We start from the raw sequence: 16,401 nt of genomic DNA, 5'->3' as shown, positions 1-16,401 counted from the left end.
CCGCCTCCCTAGTTGTTGTCTTTATTGTTACGGGCGGCATCAGCCGCTCTGAGCAACTGCTGTGCCGCCGCAAAGACCACCTCATCGGCATGCTTGCGACCCACCAGTTGAATTCCGACCGGACGGCCGTCGACCTCGAAGGGGATGACCAGCGCCGGATGACCGGACAGGTTGAAAGGCCGCGCCAGCGCGGTCATGTTCAGGTCCGTCTGCCCGGCCAGTGCGTCCTGCAGGGCCATCGGCCCCTTTGGCAAAGCCGGCATGACCAGCACCTCGCAGTTCTCCAGCAGCCGATCCACTTCGGCGCCGAAAGCCGTGCGCACCTGCTCCGCTGCATGCACCTCTGCAGCCGAGGTTTCGCCGGCCCTCCTGAGCCGCGCTGCCACATCCGCCCCCAGCTTGCCGCTGGCCAGCAAGTCGGCGCCCGCCAGTGCGGTTTCCGCGTTGATCACTGCCAGCCCGGCGGCGAAGGCCTCGGCCAGCAGCGGCAGTTCGACCCGACTCAGGTCCAGGGCCAGTGGCGCCAGGTACCGATCCAGCGCCGCGGCCACAGACGGCTGGGCGCAGGTATTGGTGACCAGCGCGAAGCGCATCGGCGCGTTGACTGCACCGGGCTTGAACGAGGGATCGATCGCCTGCTCGGCGAGTTGCAGGGTCTGCAGGTCCGCAGCGAAGGGACCAACGCAGTCCAGCGACGAGTTCTGCGGCCAGACACCGGCGCGGCTGACGCGGCCGAAGGTCGGCTTGAAGCCGAATACGCCGCAGCAGGCAGCCGGCACGCGAACCGAGCCGCCGGTATCCGTGCCCAGCGCGTAATCGGCCAGTCCGGAAGCCACGGCAGCGGCAGAGCCACTGGAGGAGCCACCCGGGATCAGCTCCGGATAGCGTGCATTGATGGGGGTACCTGCATGCAGGTTGATGCCGGTGACGCCGAAGGCCAGCTCATGCATCGCGGCCTTGCCGACGATCCGGTGGCCGGCCGACAGCAGACGCTCGACCACCTCCGCGTGCTGCTCGGCGGGACGGACCTCGTCACATGCTCGGCTACCCAGACGGGTCGGCATGCCGGCGATATCGATGGAGTCCTTGATGACGACCTTCAGCCCTGCGGGGGCGCCCAGCTCGCACCGGGAGATCAGCGTTGTCATAGCGAGTCTCTTGCAGAAATTGTTTTTGTTAGCGGGGCCTCCGCTCGACTGGAGACCGCTCAAGAGCTGGAACAAAAATTACATCATTCACTTGAATCGTCAACTAATTTTCGAGTGCAAAACCACGCCATGCCGAATCAGCCCGCAGCCATTCTGAGCCCGGCGCCGCTCGCAAAATCAGAGGAAAACTGGAGAAAACGCGGACAAAAACCAACCTCGTCGGCCTTCGCCAGCGCCCTGGACCCGGTGTCCATGAAGGAGCTCAAGTGTCTCGAAGGACGGGGCGAGGTGGTCTGCCACGCGCCCTCCCCCTTCTCCCCGGCCTGCGCGACGACATCGCTCCCGGCCTGCGCTGGATCGAATCCCTGAGCATCGAGTAGCGCCGGCAGCCCCTCGGTTGTGGTCAATTCCACGGCCAGCCGCCTGGCTGCCGCCCAGGCGCCTTGCGCAAACCGGGATGAGGGGAAATCGATGGGGTCGAGCCGCTACTCGGGGCATTGCTGGCCGGCGGCATCAAGCGGGCCTGGCGGCAGGCCTGCGCCCGGGAGGACATCAGCCGGCGCCGCCGCCGCAGCCGAGCCGGCGCTCAGAATGCGTACAGCAGGCGCAGGTTGACCCGGCTGTCCTCGCGGAAGCCGTTGTCCACCGCCAGGTCGCGGCCGAAGGTGGCGGCCAGTTGGGCATCCGGGCGGAAGAACCAGGCGAAGCCCGCCGACCACTTGCCGGTGCGCTGGCTGTCGTCCAGCCAGGAACTGTCCAGGCAGTTCTCGCCGCCGTGCTGCCAGGACAGCCCGGCGCGCAGGTCGAGGGTGTCGCCGAGCGGGTAACGCAGGAAGCCCTGGTACTGGTAGCTGGGCTTCTGCTCGTGGTTCAACCTCAGCGGTCCATAGCTGTCGTTGTCGCCGTAGAAGGTCACGTCCGCCGCCAGGTCCAGCGCCAGCCTGTCGCCGAGGCCGGTGACGTAGCCGGCCTGCAGGGTCAGCTTCCAGCGGTTCTCGCCGAGGTTGAGCGGCTGGTCGTGGTCATAACGGCCGACGGGGACGAACAGGTAGGGGGTGATGGCGAAGAAGCGCCGCCGCTGCGGCTGCTCGAGCAGCCACACCGGCATGGCCAGGATCGGGTCGGCCAGGCCGCTGCTGTCGCCCAGCGCGTTGCCGTCGTGGCGACCGTCGAGGCGGCCGAACGGCAGGAGGATCTGTGGCGCGACGCGGTAGCCGCCGAGGTCGGCGTAGTGCACCAGGCGCAGGATGCCGATCTGCGAATCGAGTCCCGGCGAGCCGGCCAGGCGGTGGCCGTCGCGGTACAGATGGTCGCGTTCGGCCTGCTGCAGGTAGAGCAGACCGAGGGTGGTGCCGGCGGCGGCAGGCACGTAGTCGCCGGCGTCGAGGTCCAGCGCGCTGGCCGGCCGGCTGCAGGACAGGCCGGCGCCGAGCAGGACCAGGCCCCACAGGATGATCCACAGCCGCGCATCGAGTTCGGGGGCGCGGCGAAGGGACAGCAGGCAGATGGGCAACATGGTGGTTCCTCTCTCTTGTTGTTTTCTCACCGGCGCACGGCTGGCCGCGCGGGCCTGTCGCTCGCGTCCGGAGATGGATTCGGAAAATGGTGGGTGGGGCGGACGCCGCGACCTGCGCCCTGGCAGGTCGCGGCCCGGCGCGGCTATTGCGCGGGGAAGCGCGGGTCCCAGAGCAGGCGGGTGTGCGCCTCCTCGTACTGCATGCCATCGGGGAAGCTGACCAGCTCCAGCTGCAGACCCCAGGGCGCGAGGAAATACACCCAGGTCAGCCCGGCGGCCGGACCGTCGGTGAAGGTGCTCGGCGTGTCGAGCACGGTGACGCCCTTGTCCTTGAGGTAGGCGACCGCCTGGTCCATGTCGTCGACGTAGAAGGCCAGGTGGTGGCCGCCGACATCGCTGTTGCGCGGCAGACGGCGATTCTGGTCCGGCGCGCTGTACTCGAAGATCTCCAGGTTGGTGCCGTTGCCGCAGCGGACCATCTGGAAGTCGCGGATGGCGGCGCGCGGGTGCACGTTGAGGTGGCGTTCCATCCAGTCGTCGTCGAACCGGAACTCGCCGAAGGTGAAGTACGGCTCGCAACCGAGCACCTCGACGAAGAAGGCCACCGCCTCGGCCAGGTTGGGGACGGTGATGCCGATGTGCTGCAGGCCGCGCATGCCGGGCAGGCCGCGCGCTGGGGTCGCGAAAGTCATGGGAATGCTCCTGAGTCAGTGTTCTTGTTGTGGGCGTGCCCACCGGCCTGGCGGCGGGCTACCGGCTCTTTCGCAGGAGCCGTGCCAGGCCCGGCGGATTCGTTCAGGGCACTGATTTCCCGGGAGTTTTCGCCAGCGCGCGGCGACCGGCGCAGCCCGTGCCGAGACAGTCGACCGTCAAACCGGCTTACAGCTGTAATGCCCGCCGTTACAGGCTTTACAGACTTCGCAGCAGCGTCGCGGCAGGGGTACACTGGCCCTTCAGAACTCACTCGCACGGCACGCCACAGGGCGTGCCGCCACAAGAACAAGATCGTCACTGCGGATACCGACGGCCTGCGGCCAGGCCAGTGCAGCACCGGTGATCCGAGGAGGCCGCATGCGTATCACCCTGCCCGGCAGTGCCCACGTCGACACCGTCCTCTCCCTTGCCGCCGACGCCGCCCCGGCCCTCGCTGGTCCCGGCTTCGACCCGCTGATCTCCCGCTCGTGGAAACGCTGCATTGAGGACTACGGCCTCGACCCGGCCAAGCCTGCGCCGCCGCGCTTCGTGCCGCGCCAGGTGCTGCTCGACCATCAGGACCAGGCCGACGAGCTGCTCAACGTGGCCCGCGCCGGCGTCGAGCAGCTGTACCGGCACATCGCCGAACTGGGCTACGTGGTGCTGCTCACCGACAGCCGCGGCATCACCGTGCAGTTCCTCGGCAACCCCGACGACGAGGCGGCGCACCGCAAGACCGGCCTGTACCTCGGCGCCGACTGGAGCGAGGACCACGCCGGCACCTGCGCGGTGGGCACCTGCATCAAGGAGCAGCAGGCGCTCACCTGCCACCATCGCGACCACTTCAGCGCCCACCACATCAGCCTGACCTGCACCGCGGTACCGATCTTCAACCCGCAGGGCCAACTGCTCGCCGTGCTGGACATCTCAGCGCTGCACTCGCCGCCGTCCAAGGACTCGCAGACCTTCGCCCTGCAGCTGGTGCGCCAGTACGCGCGGATGATCGAGGACGCCTACTTCCTGCGCCGCTACCGCGAGCAGTACATCCTCTGCCTGGACAGCTCGCGCGAGTTCGTGCTGATCAACCGTCACTACCTGCTGGCGATGGCCGAGGACGGCACCCTGCTGGCCGCCAACACCGCCGGCCGCCAGTTGCTCGCCCAGTGCGGCCTGGAGCTGCCCGTCAGGCCCTCGGCAATGGCGCCCAGGGTCGGCGTGCAGCAGCTGTTCGACTGCGAGCTGGAAGACATCCTCGGCATCCCCTACGCCAGCGCCGACCACGTGCGCGCCTTCCGCACCCACCGGCAGAACGCGCTGTACTTCGCCGCGCTGATGGAGCCGCGACGGGCTGCGCCTACCGCGACGGCCCCCAGCACCGAGACGCCACGCTGCGCCCTCGACGAACTGGCCGACGACGACCCGCTGATGCGCAAGATGCTCGCCCGCGCCAGGCGCCTGTGCGACGAGCCGCTCAACGTGCTGCTCAACGGCGAGACCGGCACCGGCAAGGAGCGCCTGGCCCGCGCCCTGCACGACAGCAGCCGGCGCGCCAGGGCACCGTTCGTGGCGATCAACTGCGCCGCCGTACCCGAGTCGCTGATCGAAAGCGAACTGTTCGGCTACCAGCCGGGCACCTTCACCGGCGCGCGCAGCAAAGGCATGCGCGGGCTGATCCAGCAGGCCGACGGCGGCACCCTGTTCCTCGACGAGATCGGCGACATGCCGTTGCACCTGCAGACCCGCCTGCTGCGCGTGCTGGCCGAACAGGAAGTGATGCCGCTGGGCGCGGAAAAGCCGGTCAAGGTCGACATCCGGGTGATCGCCGCCAGCCACCGCGACCTGCGCCAGATGATCGACGCCGGGCAATTCCGCGAGGACCTGTTCTACCGCCTCAACGGCGCCGTGCTGCGCCTGCCGCCGCTGCGCGAGCGCGCCGACAAGGGTTATCTGATCGAGAAGGTGTTCGCCGAACTGAGCCAGCAGCGCCAGCGCCCGGCGCGCATCCGCGGCGACGCCATGAGCGCGCTGCTTGGCTACGCCTGGCCGGGCAACATCCGCGAGCTGCGCAACGTGCTGCAGTACGCGCTGGCCACCTGCGAGGATGGCGAGATCACCGCCGCCGACCTGCCCGAGGAGTGCCTGCTGGGCGTCGGCGCGCGCCAGCCCGCAGCGCCGGCGCCGGTGCTCGAGGTGGCCGCCGGCGATCCGGCCGCGCAGCTCGCGGAAACCCTGCGCCGCCATCGCTGGAACGTCAGCGCGGCCGCCCGCGAACTGGGCCTGTCACGGCCAACCGTGTATCGCTGGATGAAGGTCTACGACATCGTGCCGCCCAACGCCCAGGGTTGAGGCGGGCGGCACCGTTTTTTCGTAGGATGCGCCGTGCGCACCCGCCCATCGGGTGCGGGCATCAGGTGCGCGCGGCGTACCCTACCGGACCGGCTCCGGCAAGCCTGCCGCCAATAGGCTGCGCCGGTAGCAGCCCTCCAGTACCTCCGCCGCCGCCCAGGCGTCCTCCACGCACTCGTCCAGCGCCACATGACTGGCCGCCCGGCAGCGGGTGTCCAGTGCGCAGTCGCGATAGAAGGCGTTGACCACGTCCACCATTTCCTCACGCAGGTTTTCCATGAGGATGGCGCCGTGCGCCAGGGCCACGTGGCGGCCGTCGCTGCCGCGCTTGCGCCAGCGCTGGGCGGTGCCGACCAGCTTGCACCCGGCCAGGGTGACGTTGAAGCGACCATCGCAGAACGCTCCCTCCACCGCACCGAGATCCGGCGCCAGGCCCTGTTCGAGCAGCCACTCGCAGAGCGGATCGCACAGGTGCCGGTAGGCGTTCTCGATGCGCTTCTGCTCGGCCTCGCCGGCCGGCACGGCCCAGGCGAGGGCGACATTGAGCACCGCCGGCGACTGCGGTACCGGCTCGCCGCCGGTGTCGCGCAGGGCCACCGGCCAGCCCAGTTCGGCGCAGCTCGCCGCCGCGGCGGCGAAACCAGCCAGCCGCTCGAGGCGCCGTGGCATCACCAGCGCGGCGTCCTGCGGGCGCCACAGCAGCAGCGTGCAGTCGATGTCGCCGGCGTGCACCCGCTCCAGCAGCGCACGCTCGGCATCCAGGCCGGCCTCGACCGGCAGGCGTCGTATCAGACTCATGTCACCTCACTGTTGTCGATTGGCCGCCACCGCGGGCGGGAAGCAGCCCCGGGCAGCCCGGATGCCAAGGAGCAGGATGCGTGCCATGGACCGCAAAGCGCGCCGCAGCCGCGGCAGCGCTGGTCAATCCGACGCAACCGCCCGGAACCCGTCCACTGCACCTGACAACGTACCTGTAAAGGCGCTTACAGGTGTAACGCATTACCGGCGCAGCACCATCGCCTGCAAGCCCCGTATTCCGGGCACTTGGCCGCTGGCCCGCGTCTTGCTCCGGCCTTGTGAGCAGACCTCATCCCTTCCCAACCAGCGGAGATCGACGTGGAGTTCCAGCACACTGCCGGCCAACCGGCCGCAATGGCAAGCGGCACCAAGCTGCGCGGCGCCGACAAGGTGGCGCGCATTCCGGTGAAGATCATTCCGACCGGGGAGCCGTTGAAGAAACCGGAGTGGATCCGCGTGCGCAACCCGGTCACCCCCGAAGTCGAGCGGATCAAGCAGCTGCTGCGCCAGCACAAGCTGCACAGCGTGTGCGAGGAAGCCTCCTGCCCGAACCTCGGCGAGTGCTTCAGCGGCGGCACCGCCACCTTCATGATCATGGGCGACATCTGCACCCGCCGCTGCCCGTTCTGCGACGTCGGCCACGGCCGGCCCAATGCGCTGGATCCGGACGAGCCGAACAACCTCGCGCTGGCCATCGCCGACCTGCGCCTGAAGTACGTGGTGATCACCTCGGTGGACCGCGACGATCTGCGCGACGGCGGCGCCCAGCACTTCGCCGACTGCCTGCGCGAGATCCGCGCGCTGTCGCCCAGCGTGCAGCTGGAGACCCTGGTGCCGGACTACCGCGGGCGCATGGAGATCGCCCTCGACATCACCGCGACCGAACCGCCGGACGTGTTCAACCACAACCTGGAAACCGTGCCGCGCCTGTACAAGTCGTCGCGCCCGGGCTCGGACTTCGAGTGGTCGCTGGACCTGCTGCAGGAGTTCAAGCAGCGCGTGCCCGGCGTGCCGACCAAGTCGGGCCTGATGCTCGGCCTCGGCGAGACCGACGAGGAAGTCATCGAGACCATGCAGCGCATGCGCGAGCACGACATCGACATGCTGACCCTCGGCCAGTACCTGCAGCCGTCGCGCAGCCACCTGCCGGTGCAGCGCTTCGTCCACCCGGACACCTTCGCCTGGTTTGCCGAGGAAGGCGCCAGGATGGGCTTCAGGAACGTCGCCGCCGGTCCGCTGGTGCGCTCGTCCTATCACGCCGACCAGCAGGCCCGCGGCCTGTGAACGGCGCCAACCACAAGCAGGAGAATCGACGATGGGTATTTTCGACTGGAAACACTGGCTGGTGATCCTGCTGGTCGTGCTGGTGATCTTCGGCAGCAAGCGCCTGCGCAGTCTCGGCAGCGATGTGGGCGAGGCGATCAAGGGCTTCCGCAGTTCGGTGGCAGACGACAAGGAGCAGTTGCCTTCCCCGGAAGACCGCCCCTGAACCATCCCCGGCGGCGCGGCGAACTGCAGCGGTAGCCGCCGCGCCGCCCATCCCCTCCACATCCCCGTACCGCGCCCCGGCGCGGCGGGGGCGTTTGCCGCAAATGCCGAGGCCGGTATCCAGTTACCCGGATACCGGCCTCGGCACGCTGGAGAACAGCCGCAGCCCATGGCGGGCCGCGGCGGCCCGGTTCAGGAACCGGCGCTCTCGATGCGCCGGCACAGCGCATCGAGGAATTCGGCGGCCGGCGCGCCGTTGACCGCGCGGTGGTCGAAGGTCAGCGACAGGCCGAGGAAGTCGGCCTCGACCAGGCTGCCGTCGGCGGCGCGCTGCAGGCGGCGCTGGCTGCAGCCGATGCCGACGATGGCCACCTGCGGCACGTTGAGGATCGGCGTGAAGAAGCGTACCCGCGACAGCCCCAGGTTGGATACCGTGACGGTCGCCCCGGTCAGCTCGCGCACCGACAGCTTGCCGGCCAGCGCCTTGCCGGTGAGCACGCGGCGCGCCTCGGCCAGGCCGTCGACGTCGAGCGCTCCGGCGTCGAACAGCGCCGGGGCGACCAGCAGGTCGTCCGGCAGCGGTATGGCCAGCCCCAGGTGCACCGCCGCGTGGCGGGTGATCACCTCGTCCTCCAGGGTGGCGTTGAGCGCCGGATGCTCGCGCAGGGTCTGCACGATGGCGTGCAGCAGCAGGTCCTGCAGCGAGGCCTGGCTGCCGGCCGCCTTGAGGCGCGCACGGCGCGCCTGCAGGGCGGTCAGCTCGCACTCGGCGTGCAGGGTGAGCTGCGCGGCGCTGCGCAGGCTTTCGCTCATCTTCGCCGCGATCATCTTGCGCATGCCCTTGAGCGGCAGGGTGTGCATCTGGCCCATGGGCTACTCCACCACGCCGATGGTGGCGCCCTTGGCGATCACCGCGTCCTCGCCCTCGACGATCTTCAGCACGCCGGCCACCGGCGCCTCGATCTCGAACTGGGCCTTCTCCGACATGATCTCGGCGACCAGGTCGCCCGGTGCCACCTCGGCGCCGTCGCTGACCAGCCATGAGGTGATCACCGCCTCGGCGTCACCGTCCCACAGGTCATCGGCAATCACGATTGGGGTCGACATGGGTCATTCCTCGCTGTTCAGGTTCTGGTAGGCGGCCACGATCTTCTCGGCACTGGGCAACGCCCACTGCTCCATGACCGGGGTGAAGGGAATCGGGATATCCGGGAAGGCCACCCGCTGCGGGCGCGCCTTGAGCATGCCGAGGTCGTGCTCGACCACGCTGGCGATGATCTCGCCGCTGACGCCGTAGCTGTGGTAGTCCTCGTCGACCACGATCAGCCGGCCGGTCTTGCGCACCGAGGCGATCACGTGGTCGCGGTCCAGCGGCACCAGGCTGCGCAGGTCGACCACCTCGGCGCTGACGCCGTCCTTCTCCAGCTGCTGGGCGGCGCGCAGCGCGTGGTGCACGCCGGCGCCGAGGCTGACGATGGTCACGTCTGAACCCTCGCGCACGGTCGCGGCCTTGCCGATCTCGACGGTGTAGGGCTCCTCCGGCACCGCCACGGTGGCGCCCTTCTCGGTGCCCAGCCAGCCCATGCCCTGCAGGGCCTTGTGGAACAGGAAGATCACCGGATTGTCGTCGCGGATCGCCGCGGTCATCAGGCCCTTGGCGTCGTAGGCGTTGCTCGGCACCACCACCTTCATCCCCGGCAGGTGGGCGAAGGTGCCGTAGAGGCACTGCGAGTGCTGGCCGGCGTCCGAATAGCCGGCGCCGGTGGAGGCCATCAGCACCATCGGCACGCGCACGTTGCCTCCGGAGAAGTAGGTGTTCTTCGCCATCAGGTTGTAGATGGCGTCCATGCACACGCCGAAGAAGTCGACGAACATCAGCTCGACGATCGGCCGCATGCCGTCGGAGGCGGCGCCCACCGCGGCGCCGATGAAGGCGGTCTCCGAGATGGGGGTATCGCGCACCCGCGCGCCGCCGAACTCCTCGAACAGGCCGCGGGTGTTGCCGAACACCCCGCCGAGCTGGCCGATGTCCTCGCCCATCACGAACACGCGCGGGTCGAGGCGCATTTCCTGGGCCACCGCCTCGGCCATGGCGCGGGCGACGGTGAGTTTTCTTTCTTTCACTGGGCTGCTCATGCTGCAACTCCTGGCAATTCGGTGGGGGAAATCAGACGAACATGCAGTCCATGGCCTCTTCCGGCGCCGGGTAGGCGCTCTCGCGGGCGAACAGCACCGCCTCGTCGACCCGGCCGCGGGCGCGCGCGGCGATCTCCTCGGCGGCCGCCTCGTCCAGCACGCCGGCATCGAGCAGGCGCTGGCGGTAGGCCGGGATCGGGTCGCGGGCCAGCAGCGCCTCCTTCTCGCCGGCCGGGCGGTACTGCTCGCCGTCGCCCATGAAGTGGCCGGCCAGGCGCGAGGTCTCGATCTCGATCAGGGTGGGCCCCTGCCCGGCGCGTGCGCGGGCGATGGCCTCGCCGGCGGCGGCGAAGATGGCGTCGGCGTCGTTGCCGGGGACGAACACCCCCGGCATGCCGTAGGCGGCGGCGCGCACGTAGTTGCGCTCGATCGGGGTGGAGGCCTGCTTGGCCACCGAGATTCCCCAGGCGTTGTCCTCGATGACGAACACCACCGGCAGCTTCCACAGCGCGGCCAGGTTCAGCGTCTCGTGGAAGGCGCCCTGGTTGGCGGCACCCTCGCCGATGTAGGCCACCGCGACACCCGGCTTGCCCTGCAGCTGGCGCGACAGCGCCGCGCCCACCGCCGGGCCCATGCCCTGGGCGATGATCCCCGAGCAGCAGAAGTTCACCCGTGGGTCGAACAGGTGCATGTGCCCGCCGCGCCCACCGGACAGGCCGGTCTTCTTGCCGAAGATCTCGGCGACCATTTCGTTGAGGTGGACGCCCTTGGCCACGGCGATGTGGTGCGGGCGGTGGGTGGCGGTGACCACGTCCTCGGCATTCAGGTGCGCGCAGACGCCGACGGCGCAGGGCTCCTGGCCGTTGGACAGGTGCATCTCGCCGGGGATCGGCCCCTTGGCCATGTTGAAGACCGGGGTCTTGCCTTCCATGTAGATACGCTCGATGGACTCTTCCAGATAGCGGCTGACGAGCATCTGCTCGAACATCCACAGTCGCTGCGCGTTGCTCGGTGCGGTCATGTGATCGGCTCCGTTTCGGGATTCAGAGGGCGCGCTGGCTGAACAGCTTGCCGATGTGGTCGGCCTGGCGCAGGGCCAGGGCGACTATGGTCAGGGTCGGGTTCTGTCCGCCGCTGGTGGTGAACTGGCTGCCGTCGGAGACGAACAGGTTGGGGATGTCGTGGCTCTGTCCCCACTTGTTGACCACGCCATCGGCGGCCTTGGCGCTCATCCGGTTGGTGCCCATGTTGTGGCTGGCCGGGTAGGACGGCAGGCGGATCACCTCGGTGGCGCCGACCGCCTCGTAGCACTTGCGGGTCTGCTCGACGCCGTGGTCGCGCATGGCGTTGTCGAACGGGTGGTCGTCCTTGTGCACCACCGGCACCGGCAGGCCGTACTGGTCCTTCTCGCTGGCGTGCAGGGTGATGCGGTTGCTCTCCACCGGCAGGTCCTCGCCGCACAGCCACACGCCGGACATGTGGTCGTAGCGCTCCATGCGCGAGGCGTAGGTGCGGCCCCAGCCCTGCGGGGTCGGGTCGAGGAAGGCCGACATGAACGGCAGGCCGAGGGAGAGGATTTCCAGCCGGTAGCCGCCGACGAAGCCGCGCTCGGGCTTGTTGTAGGACTCGTCGGAGATGATCCCGGCGCAGGTGGTGCCGCGGTACATGTGCACCGGCTTGGGCAGCACAGCGTAGATGCCGGCGGTGGTGTGGCACATGTAGTTGCGCCCGACCTGGCCGGAGGAGTTGGCCAGGCCGTCCTTGAAGGTCGACGACTCGGAGTTGAGCAACAGCCGCGGCGACTCGATGGAGTTGCCGGCCACGCACACCACCCGCGCCTTCTGCCGCTGCTGGCGGCCCTCGGCGTCGGCGTAGACCACCGCATTCACCCGGCCGCGGGCGTCGTGCTCGATGCGCAGCGCCATGGACTGCGGGCGCACCTCGCAGTTGCCGGTGGCCTCGGCGCGCGGGATGTCGGTATACAGGGTCGACCACTTGGCGCCGATACGGCAGCCCTGCATGCAGAAGCCGATCTGCATGCAGCCAGGGCGACCGTCGTAGGCTTGGGTGTTGATCGCCATCGGCCCGGACTGGACTTCCTTGTAGCCGATGCGCTGGGCGCCGGTGGCCAGCACCTTGAACGAGTTGTGCCATTGGTGGTACAGCATGCCGGTGCTCGGCCCGGTCACCCCCATGTGCTGCTCGGCCTTGACGTACCAGGGCTCCATTTCTGCATAGTCGAGCGGCCAGTCGAGCAGGTTGGCGCCCTGGATGTCGCCGTTCTCGCTGCGCATGCGGAACTCGAAGTCGCGAAAGCGCAGGGCCACGCCGGCCCAGTGCACCGAGCTGCCGCCGACCGCCTTGACGATCCAGGCCGGCAGGTTCGGGTGATTGCGTGCCACGTCCCAGTTGCCGGTGGCTATGCGCTTGTCCAGCCAGGAGATCTTGTTGAACATCGCCCACTCGTCGTTCTCGATGTCGGACATCTCGAAGCGCTTGCCGGCTTCCAGTACCACGACGCGGATGCCTTGCTTGGCCAGGGCGTTGGCCAGGGTGCCGCCGCCGGCGCCCGAACCGATGATGACGACGACGTCGCCGTCGTCTTGGGAGAATTTCGCTGCCATGGAGTCAGCCCTCGTTGTTGGAGTTGTGGTGAGCAGGCTCAGAGCCAGTCGATGTCGTTGAAGCCGCGGTTGACGTAGCCGCCCTTCTCCACCGAGGAGCCCTCGTAGCCGAACAGCGGGAACAGCGCCTTGTTGTCGTAGATGCCGAACATCAGCGCGCTGCGCACCTCGCGGAAGAACGGTTCGGTCTCGATGGCGCGCAGCAGGGCGACGCGGTCGTTCTCGGCGAGCGCCTCGAAGGCCTTGCCGTGGCGTTCGCGGGCGCTGGCCTGCAGCGTCTGCAGCCCCTGGCGGACCAGCACGCCCTGCTTGTCCAGCAGCGCAGCCAGCGGCTTGGCGTAGTGCTGATCGGCGAGGCGGTCGTGGGGAAAGATGTCGCGGCCCATCTGCAGCAGGCCGGCGGGCAGCTCGGGCAGCGCAACGGGCCGCGCCTCGTCGGCGAGCAGGGTGACCGGGATCAGCTGGCTGCTGACCGCGGTGGCGCCGAGCAGCGCCAGCGACTGGGCGGACAGGGACATGAAGCGCCGGCGGCTGAGGCCGGCACCCGGGGCGGAAGAGTCGTGCATGGCAGCGCTCCAGACTGTTGCCGGCGCGCCCGCAGGGTGGGGGTCAGACAGGGCCGGCGTTCATTGTTCTGTTGTCGGGAGAGCCTGTTGCGACTCCCCGAACGGAGCAGAGCAGCTTGCGTGCCAAGCCCGAGAGATACGCATAAGCTGTTGTTTTTACTGATTTTCTCAGCGGAACAGTGGGTTTGAACGGCTGCCCACCGGACAGGCCGGCTGTAAATGCCCGGCCTTACACCTGTAAAACGTCTGTAAGGGTTTTACAGGTGGATCACCGATCCTCGACGAACCAATGCCCGTCGCCCATCAGCACCAGCGGCCGCCGGCGGAAGGCAGCCGGCATCGTCCGGCTGGACTCGAACCGCCAGTCGACCAGTTCCTGGCGCCAGAATCCCTGGTCGGCGGTGGCGTCGATCTGCAGATAGCTCACCTCTCCCGCCCGGCAGCTCAGGCCATGGAACTGCCGGCCATCCAGATGGCTGGCGGAAAACTGCAGCCTGTGCTCACCCGGCGGGAGCCGCAGCGCCACCAGGGTATCCAGCCAGGACGGCGCGGCCTCGCCCGCCGCCGGCAGCATGCCGCGCAGCCAGGCCTGCTGCTCGCCCTCGCGATACCAGTAGGCATCGCTCAGGCGCAGCGGCAGGGGTTGCGCGGGCTGGCCGTCGAGCGCCAGCCGGTCGGGGCAGCCCTGGGCGCCGCAACCAAGCACCAGGGTGCAGTCGGCCGCGCCGTGCGCGCGTTCGAGCCAGGCGTCGCGCAGCGCGGGGGCGGCCAGCAGGTTCTCGCGCCGCTCGCCGTCCGGAACGACGAAGAACAACAGGTCGCCGCTGCGCAGGTGCAGCGCCAGAAAGTCGGTCTCGATGGGCGACATGCTGCGCCAGTCAGTCGGCCGCCGGACCAGCCCGCTGTCCACCGCGACGACGCGCGCCTCGTCGTCATAAGCCACCAGGCTGTAGCGCAGCAGGCGATCCTTGATATGGGCGAAGGGCACCGGCCAGGGGGCGATCACCAACATCGTGGCGGACTGCTCGGTGTCGGCGCGGAACAGCTCGAAGCCCCAGTAGTCGCTGGCCAGCAGCGGCGGCCCCAGCCGCTCGTGCACCTGGGAGCGCCGCGTCAGCCCGGGCTCGATCTGCGCCGAGCGATCCGGCAGCAGCGCCTCGGGATGCTCGGGGGAAACGTGCTGGACGCAGCCGCCCAGCAGGGCCAGCGTCAGGGCCAGCAGGGAAAGTCGTCCGGCCATCCTCGATCTCCGCGCACACCGCCTCGGACAAGGCTAGCAAGGGCGCCCGCCGGGCGCCTTGCCGGCGGCCGAAATCAGCGGTCGCTGCGCAGCGGGCCGTACTCCACCGGCACCCAGGCGTAGCCCTCGCCTTCGGTGCGCACGTGGCCGATGCCGGGGAACGGCAGGTGCGCTCCGGCCACCCACAGCCGGTCGAGCGCCGCATCGGCGAGCACGCGCTGCCGGGTGGCGACGGCTCGGGTGCTGTCGACATCGAACTCGATGGCCACGTCCGGGCGGGCGAACTGCACCGCGTGGCTGTGCACGATGTCGCCCCACACCAGCAGGCGGCGGGTGCCGGAGCCGAACAGGTAGCCGCTGTGCCCCGGGGTGTGGCCGGGGCTGGGCGCGGCGCTCACCCCGGCGATGCCCGGACCTTCCTCACCGTGGGGCTGCAGGCGGCCGGCGGCGACGTAGGGCGCCAGGGCCGCCTGGGCCATCCTGAACATGCCCTGGCGGTCCTCCGGCGCCTTGGCCGCCAGCTCGGCGCTCAGCCAGTAGTCCGCCTCGGCCTTGGGCACGTGCACGCTGGCGTTGGGGAAGGCCATGCCGCCCGCGCCGTCGAGCAGGCCGCAGGCATGGTCCGGATGCAGGTGGGTGAGCAGCACGTGGTCGACCTGCGCCGCCTGGTAGCCCGCCGCCGCGATGTTGGCCTGGATCGCGCCGAGCGTCGGCCCGAAGCACTGCGCCGCGCCGGCATCCACCAGCAGCAGCTGGCTGCCGGTGTTGACCAGATAGGCGTTGACCGCGGTCTGCACGCCCTTGTCCGCCTCGACGAACATCCGCGCCAGCAGGCGCTGGATATCCTCGGCGCTGGCGCCCTTGAGCAGCTTGGGATCGAGGTCGACATAGCCGTCGTACAGCGCGGTCACCTCGAACTCGCCCAGCGCCATGCGGAAGAAGCCCGGCACCTGGGTGCGCTGCTGGGCCACCGGCTCGGCGCTGGCCGCCAGCGGCAGGCCGGCGAGCATGGCGGAGCAGCCCAGCGCCATGGCCAGCAGTGCCGAGCGGGCGAAGGTGGGGGAAGTTGCCATTCACGAATCTCCATTCAGGGGGAAGCGGCGCCCTCGTGGCGCCGCGCGACTGCCACAGCCGCACCAGCGTTATGCGCAGCCGCCGGCGATTTGTCCAGCAGCGGCCGGAGCCGGTCGGGCCTCCTCCCGGGGCCGCCCTCGGCTCGCCGGCCGAACGGCGAGCACGCCGGCTATAGTGGCTGGAGGAAACCGCCGCACGGAAGGCGCCATGCAGATCATCCTCGCCCGCCACGGCCAGCCGGAGCTGCGCCTCGACTCCTGGTTCAGGCCGATGGCGCTGCAGGAATGGCTGCGCCTCTACGACGCGGCCGGCCTGGCGCCGGGCGCGGTGCCGGCGGCGATCCGGGCGCAGGCGGCTGCCGTCGGCGTGCTGGCCTGCAGCGACCTGCGCCGCTGCACGGAGTCGGCGCAGCGCCTGGCGCCGGGGCGGGCGGTGCTCGGCGAGGCGCTGTTCCGCGAGGCCGAGCCACCCTGGCCGGCCTGGCTGGCCCCCCGGCTGCCGCCGCTGGCCTGGGCGGCGATGTTCCGCCTGGCCCGCTTTCCCGTCCCCGCCCGGCCCGCTCCCGTCACCGCGCAGCGCGCCCGCCAGGCGGCGCAACGGCTGGTCGAACTGGCCCGCCGGCACGGCTCGGTCCTGCTGGTCGGCCATGGCCTGATGGGCCAGCTGATCGCCCGCGAACTGCGCGCCCTCGGCTGGCAGGGACCGCGCCAGCCGGCCAGCGGCTACTGGCAGTGCAGCGTCTACCGGGCGCCGGACTAGGATTGGCGCGCTT

The 16,401-nt window shown here is 69.6% G+C and carries 17 protein-coding genes; 4 read left to right on the top strand and 13 right to left on the bottom strand.

Annotation, left to right across the window (positions count from 1 at the left end; genetic code table 11):
* Positions 1-8: 8 nt before the first annotated feature.
* The 4 genes from RA210_RS02140 to RA210_RS02125 form a co-directional block, all read right to left on the bottom strand.
* The gene (locus tag RA210_RS02140; protein ID WP_201485229.1) at positions 9-1,148 is read right to left on the bottom strand and encodes an amidase; all 1,140 of its coding nucleotides are present in this window, start codon (positions 1,146-1,148) and stop codon (positions 9-11) included.
* Positions 1,149-1,285: 137 nt separating this feature from the next.
* Positions 1,286-1,561 carry a hypothetical protein gene (locus RA210_RS02135; protein ID WP_201485228.1) on the bottom strand — a complete coding sequence of 92 codons (276 nt, stop codon included), beginning with the start codon at positions 1,559-1,561 and terminating at the stop codon, positions 1,286-1,288.
* A 173-nt stretch (positions 1,562-1,734) separates the two neighbouring features.
* Entirely contained in the window at positions 1,735-2,664 is a 930-nt protein-coding gene (locus RA210_RS02130) for a transporter (protein WP_136490296.1), read from the bottom strand.
* A 143-nt stretch (positions 2,665-2,807) separates the two neighbouring features.
* Positions 2,808-3,356, bottom strand: coding sequence for a VOC family protein (locus RA210_RS02125; RefSeq protein ID WP_201485227.1), 549 nt, complete (start codon positions 3,354-3,356; stop codon positions 2,808-2,810).
* A gap of 379 nt (positions 3,357-3,735) precedes the next feature.
* Between RA210_RS02125 and RA210_RS02120 the strand changes: the two genes are divergently transcribed.
* Positions 3,736-5,703, top strand: coding sequence for a sigma-54-dependent Fis family transcriptional regulator (locus RA210_RS02120; RefSeq protein WP_136490298.1), 1,968 nt, complete (start codon positions 3,736-3,738; stop codon positions 5,701-5,703).
* Positions 5,704-5,784: 81 nt separating this feature from the next.
* On the opposite strand, the gene RA210_RS02115 is transcribed toward RA210_RS02120, so the two are convergent.
* Complete coding sequence (locus RA210_RS02115) at positions 5,785-6,501, bottom strand: lipoate--protein ligase family protein (RefSeq protein ID WP_136490299.1); 717 nt, start codon at positions 6,499-6,501, stop codon at positions 5,785-5,787.
* Between the two features lie 354 nt (positions 6,502-6,855).
* Here RA210_RS02115 and lipA point away from each other — a divergent pair, with 354 nt between their 5' ends.
* Both lipA and tatA read left to right on the top strand, forming a co-directional pair.
* Positions 6,856-7,785 carry a lipoyl synthase gene (lipA, locus tag RA210_RS02110; protein ID WP_201485270.1) on the top strand — a complete coding sequence of 310 codons (930 nt, stop codon included), beginning with the start codon at positions 6,856-6,858 and terminating at the stop codon, positions 7,783-7,785.
* A 31-nt stretch (positions 7,786-7,816) separates the two neighbouring features.
* A complete protein-coding gene (gene tatA / locus RA210_RS02105; protein ID WP_201485226.1) occupies positions 7,817-7,990 on the top strand; it encodes a twin-arginine translocase TatA/TatE family subunit in 174 nt (57 codons plus the stop codon).
* A gap of 191 nt (positions 7,991-8,181) precedes the next feature.
* Here tatA and RA210_RS02100 read toward each other — a convergent pair whose 3' ends face one another.
* The 8 genes from RA210_RS02100 to RA210_RS02065 form a co-directional block, all read right to left on the bottom strand.
* On the bottom strand, positions 8,182-8,859 hold the full coding sequence (locus RA210_RS02100) for a 2-oxo acid dehydrogenase subunit E2 (protein ID WP_201485225.1): 678 nt from the start codon (positions 8,857-8,859) through the stop codon (positions 8,182-8,184).
* Positions 8,860-8,862: 3 nt separating this feature from the next.
* Complete coding sequence (locus tag RA210_RS02095; protein WP_201485224.1) at positions 8,863-9,096, bottom strand: lipoyl domain-containing protein; 234 nt, start codon at positions 9,094-9,096, stop codon at positions 8,863-8,865.
* 3 nt (positions 9,097-9,099) lie between these two features.
* The gene (locus RA210_RS02090; protein WP_201485223.1) at positions 9,100-10,125 is read right to left on the bottom strand and encodes an alpha-ketoacid dehydrogenase subunit beta; all 1,026 of its coding nucleotides are present in this window, start codon (positions 10,123-10,125) and stop codon (positions 9,100-9,102) included.
* Positions 10,126-10,156: 31 nt separating this feature from the next.
* Complete coding sequence (locus RA210_RS02085) at positions 10,157-11,146, bottom strand: thiamine pyrophosphate-dependent dehydrogenase E1 component subunit alpha (protein ID WP_201485222.1); 990 nt, start codon at positions 11,144-11,146, stop codon at positions 10,157-10,159.
* Positions 11,147-11,168: 22 nt separating this feature from the next.
* Positions 11,169-12,749: a GMC family oxidoreductase gene (locus tag RA210_RS02080; RefSeq protein WP_201485221.1), complete on the bottom strand. Its 1,581-nt coding sequence runs from the start codon at positions 12,747-12,749 to the stop codon at positions 11,169-11,171.
* A gap of 38 nt (positions 12,750-12,787) precedes the next feature.
* Positions 12,788-13,315, bottom strand: coding sequence for a gluconate 2-dehydrogenase subunit 3 family protein (locus RA210_RS02075; protein ID WP_201485220.1), 528 nt, complete (start codon positions 13,313-13,315; stop codon positions 12,788-12,790).
* A gap of 268 nt (positions 13,316-13,583) precedes the next feature.
* A complete protein-coding gene (locus tag RA210_RS02070; protein WP_201485219.1) occupies positions 13,584-14,555 on the bottom strand; it encodes a hypothetical protein in 972 nt (323 codons plus the stop codon).
* A 74-nt stretch (positions 14,556-14,629) separates the two neighbouring features.
* The gene (locus tag RA210_RS02065; protein ID WP_136490309.1) at positions 14,630-15,628 is read right to left on the bottom strand and encodes an MBL fold metallo-hydrolase; all 999 of its coding nucleotides are present in this window, start codon (positions 15,626-15,628) and stop codon (positions 14,630-14,632) included.
* A 208-nt stretch (positions 15,629-15,836) separates the two neighbouring features.
* On the opposite strand from RA210_RS02065, the gene RA210_RS02060 reads away from it, so the two are divergent.
* Positions 15,837-16,388 carry a histidine phosphatase family protein gene (locus RA210_RS02060; protein WP_201485218.1) on the top strand — a complete coding sequence of 184 codons (552 nt, stop codon included), beginning with the start codon at positions 15,837-15,839 and terminating at the stop codon, positions 16,386-16,388.
* Positions 16,389-16,401: the final 13 nt, after the last annotated feature.

The sequence above is a fragment of the Pseudomonas sp. OF001 genome (genome assembly GCF_904426495.1).
Taxonomy (GTDB): Bacteria; Pseudomonadota; Gammaproteobacteria; order Pseudomonadales; family Pseudomonadaceae; genus Geopseudomonas.
Note: the sequence above shows the minus strand (reverse complement) of the source record. Positions and strands in the feature narration are given on the sequence as shown.